Here is a 5,181-nt window from a genome sequence, read left to right as displayed (position 1 = left end):
CAGTAGTGATATTATATCTAAAAATCTAACGATCTCTTGATAAAATATATCCGGATTTAAAAACACTGAAAAAAAAATGCGATCTAACAGCCAATTATTTATTTTGGCTTTTGTTTATATTTTTTAATTAATCATGTTATACAACATTTATTCATAGATGCAAAGCGTTTCGCAAAGCTTTGCATTCATGTATGTAGATTGTTGTATTTGTATTGATAAACAAGAACTAATAACATTGCAACTTATAGAAAGTAACCAACATATATTAAATGAACAGCAGTGGAAGCTACAACATTGCATTTCCTTTGCAGGCCCTCAAATCCTAAAATTGTGAAAACTACGCTTATTTTTTATATCTGTTTTTATCAATAGTCAGTTTAAAAGAGCCTGAGCGCAATCACACAATGCTTTTATTATGAGAGAGTTATAGCTTATGCCATTGATTGTATAAACAATTAATTATCAGATATCAGCAAAAGTTTAACGGAGTGTTGTTTATAGAATTTCAAAGAAATTCATTTTTCGTTTCATTTCTAAGGCAAAAAAGCCTGTCACAGGGATGAGATACAGAATAAGCAAAGAAAAAAATGAACTAAATGCATATAGAAAAAAGGACAGGGATCAATATACCTTCAATAATCTACGGAACCAGTTTTCTTGGGAATCTTTACCGGGAACTGACATACAAGGAAAAAATAGCCATAATGCAGGAATGGTTTCGTGTATCGGAAGGCCCTGTAATGATTGATACTGCTGGCAAATACGGAGCAGGACTTGCGTTGGAGGTAATCGGACAGGGCTTGAAAGAGATGAATGTACAGCCAGGACAGATCACCATAAGCAATAAACTGGGATGGTACCGGGTTCCCCTAAAAAATAAGGAACCAACTTTTGAGCCGGGGATATGGGCTAACCTGAAATATGATGCTATCCAAAAAATTAGTTATGGAGGGATTTTGGAATGTTGGCAACAGGGATGCGAACTGTTGGGCGAAAGATACAAACCGGAGTTGGTTTCTGTCCATGATCCTGATGAATATTTAACGGCTGCATCGGATGACCAGGAACGAAAAGGTCGTTTTAACGACATTCTGGGTGCTTACAATGCATTATTTGAATTAAAAGCTGAAGGAGAAGTAAAAAGTGTGGGTATTGGGGCAAAAGACTGGAGAATAATCAAAGAACTTTATGAGCACATACGGTTTGACTGGGTCATGCTGGCCAACACATTTACCATTTACAACCATCCCCTCGAGGTGCTGAAATTTATGGAAAGATTGCACACCGACGGAGTCTGCATAATCAATTCAGCCATCTTCAATGCAGGATTTTTAACAGGTGGTAAGTATTTTGATTACCGGATACCGGATCGAAACAATCCTAAAGACCAACAACTGTTTGAGTGGCGGGAAAAGTTCTTTGAAGTCTGTAATCAATTTAACGTATCCCCCGGCGATGCTTGCCTGAAATTTGCCCTGGCACCTCCACAGGTTTCTGCAGTATCTCTCAATCCAAGTAAGCCCGAAAGAATATCTCTGAATAAGAAAGTTCTGGACAAAAACATCCCGGAGGCCTTTTGGGAAGTATTAACAGAGAAAGGTATCATTAAAACCCCTTTCCCGCTTCTTCATCAATCCCTTTAAAATTTTTGTACAATGATTATCGATTCACACCAACACTTCTGGAACTATAATCGGGAAGAATTTGATTGGATCAACAATGATATGACGTCCATTAAAAAATCCTTCTTACCAAAAGATTTAAAAGCCACTCTTTCCGGTATCGGTGTTGAAGGGGTTGTATCTGTGCAGGCCAGACAATCATTGGAAGAGACCGATTGGCTATTGCAACTCGCCGCAGAGAATGAATTCATAAAAGGTGTGGTTGGCTGGGTTCCCCTTTCTGATAAAAACATCCCTGAAATACTCAGTCGTTTTAAGAATAACAATTCGTTGAAAGGTGTCCGGCATGTCATTCAGGGTGAACCTGATCCGCAGTTTATCCTGAAAAAGAATTTTAATAACGGAATTTCACAGTTAAAAAAATACGGACTCATTTACGACATCCTGATATTTGGCCGTCAACTACCAAATACCATCCGGTTTGTGGATCAACATCCCGACCAGCCATTTGTGCTTGACCACATTGCAAAACCAGAAATCAGGCTTAATGAGATTAAGGTTTGGAAAAAGGACATCAAAGAACTCGCCCGTCGCGAAAATGTGAGCTGCAAGTTAAGCGGAATGGTTACCGAAGCCGATTTTACCATCTGGACGGAAGATCAGCTAAAACCTTACTTCGACGTTGTATTAGAAGCATTTGGCCCGGGGCGACTTCTTTTCGGTTCAGATTGGCCTGTTTGCCTGGTAGCCACCAGTTATAAATCGTGGCTGAAACTTGTGAAAAAATGGATAAGCAAATTAAGCAGCCTTGAGCAGGAGCAAATACTGGGCAGGAATGCCAGGTTAATATACAATCTTTAAAACAATAACAATGCGGACGATTGAGATATTGAACCCCGGTGTCATGCGAATGACTGAAAGAGAGAAGCCACAACCGGAAGAGGGAGAAATTTTGCTGAAAATTAAGTATGTCGGATTTTGTGGTTCTGATTTGAGTACCTTTTCAGGAAAGAACCCGCTGGTGAGTTACCCGAGAATCCCGGGGCACGAAATATCTGCAGTAATTGAGGAAACCGGCAACAGTGTTCCTGAAAAATTTAAACCCGGCCAATCTGCAACAGTAATTCCCTATACGAACTGCGGTCATTGTTCTGCCTGCAAAACAAAAAAAATACAACGCCTGTCGCTACAATCAGACACTGGGGGTTCAAAGGGACGGAGCAATGACTGAATACATTTCCCTCCCATGGCAAAAAGTAATAGTAGAGCAGGAACTCTCCGGTATTCAACTTGCTTTAGTTGAACCATTAACTGTTGGATTTCATGCAGTTGACAACATTGGCATCACCGATATTGATACAGTAGTTGTATTTGGGTGCGGAATGATTGGAAGCGGGGCAATTTTGCGGGCTCATTTGCGGGGTGCAACAGTAATTGCCGTCGATATTGATGACTCCAAACTGGAAGTAGCAAGGAAATTGGGTGCAAAATTCCAGATTAACGCCAAAACACAAGATATCCATAAAGAGCTCAACAAAATTACTGAAGAAAACGGGCCTTCAGTCGCTATTGAAGCTGCCGGAAATCCGGTTACATACAAATCGGCCATTGAGGAAGTAGGTTTTGCCGGTCGTGTGGTATGCATTGGTTATGCAAAAGAGGATATTCCCTCTCCTACCAAATTGTGGGTACAAAAAGAATTGGAAATCAGAGGCTCAAGGAATGCCAACCCGGCAGACTTCGATGCGGTCATTAAATTTTTAAAAAATTCAAGTCTGGATGAACGAATCCTGATTTCAAAAATAATCGACATACAAGATGCCACTGAAGCTATGAAACAATGGGCGGAAAACCCGGGGAAAATTTTGAAAATATTAGTTCAATTTTAGAAAAATATGAAACAAGCCGGGCAGGGATAATCATATTAGATTTTTAGATTTTTAGATTTTTAGATATAAGATGTAAGATGAAAAAGGCATAGAAAACGTTACCACAAAAAAACAAGTATAAATACATGCATGCGTGTTCCATCAGACTAATAACTTAGACTAATTTTGTATGAAAAGTACCATCCCTGTTGTTGAAAAAAAATATCTGGTTTCTTTCATTTTGGTTACCAGCCTGTTTGCCCTATGGGGGTTTGCCAATGACATAACAAATCCTCTTGTGGCTGCTTTTGCTACGGTAATGGAAATATCAAACGCCAAAGCCGCATTGGTACAATTCGCATTTTACGGAGGATATGCAACAATGGCCATACCGGCTGCCCTATTCATTAAAAAATTCAGCTACAAGAGTGGAATTCTTTTGGGACTCGCCTTTTACGCCACCGGTGCATTATTGTTTTATCCTGCCGCCAGGTTTGAATTGTTCGGCTTTTTTTTAGTATCGTTATACATCCTTACTTTTGGTCTGGCCTTTCTCGAAACAACAGCAAATCCTTACATTCTGGCCATGGGAAAAGAAGAAACGGCAACCCGCCGTTTAAATCTGGCCCAGGCATTCAACCCGATAGGTTCACTGCTCGGTATGTTTGTAGCCTCAAAATATATTCTGGCCTCACTACAATCTGATATTCGCAATGAAAAGGGTGAATTGATTTTTTCAACATTAAGCCAGATAGAAAAAATGACCATAAGAACACATGACCTGGCTATAATTCGAAATCCCTATTTAATATTAGGTGGCGTAGTAATAGTAATGTTTTTCCTGATTCTGATCTATAAGATGCCGGTATGGGAAAGAACTGAACGCAAAATTCAGGTAAAAGAACCGATGAGACGTCTGCTCAGAAACAAAGTTTACAGAGAAGGCGTAATTGCACAGCTGTTCTATGTTGCAGCACAAATTATGTGCTGGACATTCATCATTCAATATGCAGAAAACCTGGGCATTGATAAGTCAACAGCCCAGAACTACAATATTGCAGCCATGGTAATGTTTTTGACCAGCCGCTTCATCAGTACTTTTCTGATGAAATATATAAATCCCAACAAACTCCTTACACTCTTTGCCATTGGAGGAATGACTACCACCGCGGGTACAATTCTGATACAAGGAATGCCTGGCCTCTATTGCCTTGTTGCCACTTCTGCATTCATGTCACTCATGTTTCCCACCATCTATGGTATTGCTTTAAAAGGAATTGGAACAGATGCTACTTTGGGCTCCGCTGGTCTGGTGATGGCCATTGTAGGCGGTGCACTGATGCCCCCAATCCAGGGAAGTATTATTGACCTGGAAAGCGTTGGCGGATATCCGGCTGTTAATCTGTCCTTCATTCTGCCTTTTGTTTGCTTTCTAATAGTAGCCATATACGGATATCGAAGCCGTATACTAAGGGCGCCTGCGTAACCTTTGAACCTTAAAAATTTTCCAGACTTTATAGACACGCACTAATTCGTGTGTGTCTATAAAGTCTGGAAAATTTTTTACTTAGCATGTGTATGTTCAGAAAGTGTCATTTACAAGGCTTGCGAAGTCCGAAAATACGGAGTTTACTCATCGTAAATGAGTAATTTACGGACGAGCGTAACACAGTAAATGGCACTTTATGGAC

5 protein-coding genes are annotated in these 5,181 nt (G+C 40.0%); all 5 read left to right on the top strand.

Going from position 1 to position 5,181, the window contains the following annotated elements; all coding sequences use genetic code 11:
• Positions 1–596: 596 nt before the first annotated feature.
• The 5 genes from OQ5_RS0112280 to fucP all read left to right on the top strand — a co-directional run bounded on the left by OQ5_RS0112280 (position 597) and on the right by fucP (position 4,976).
• A complete protein-coding gene (locus OQ5_RS0112280; RefSeq protein ID WP_016777774.1) occupies positions 597–1,643 on the top strand; it encodes an aldo/keto reductase in 1,047 nt (348 codons plus the stop codon).
• A 12-nt stretch (positions 1,644–1,655) separates the two neighbouring features.
• Positions 1,656–2,483: an amidohydrolase family protein gene (locus OQ5_RS0112275; RefSeq protein WP_016777773.1), complete on the top strand. Its 828-nt coding sequence runs from the start codon at positions 1,656–1,658 to the stop codon at positions 2,481–2,483.
• Positions 2,484–2,493: 10 nt separating this feature from the next.
• Positions 2,494–2,853: an alcohol dehydrogenase catalytic domain-containing protein gene (locus OQ5_RS23880; protein WP_218054538.1), complete on the top strand. Its 360-nt coding sequence runs from the start codon at positions 2,494–2,496 to the stop codon at positions 2,851–2,853.
• Positions 2,846–3,511, top strand: coding sequence for a zinc-binding dehydrogenase (locus OQ5_RS21010; RefSeq protein ID WP_218054537.1), 666 nt, complete (start codon positions 2,846–2,848; stop codon positions 3,509–3,511). The genes OQ5_RS23880 and OQ5_RS21010 overlap by 8 nt, the downstream gene beginning before the upstream one ends.
• Positions 3,512–3,680: 169 nt before the next feature.
• Positions 3,681–4,976 (top strand): L-fucose:H+ symporter permease, encoded by a 1,296-nt coding sequence (fucP, locus tag OQ5_RS0112265; protein WP_016777772.1) that lies wholly within the window; start codon positions 3,681–3,683, stop codon positions 4,974–4,976.
• Positions 4,977–5,181 lie beyond the last annotated feature (205 nt).

It is taken from the genome of Anaerophaga thermohalophila str. Valhall (genome assembly GCF_000250735.1).
GTDB classification, from domain to species: Bacteria; Bacteroidota; Bacteroidia; order Bacteroidales; family Marinilabiliaceae; genus Anaerophaga; species Anaerophaga thermohalophila_A.
The sequence above is the reverse complement of the archived record's forward strand: the minus strand, read 5'-3'. Positions and strand labels throughout refer to the sequence as shown.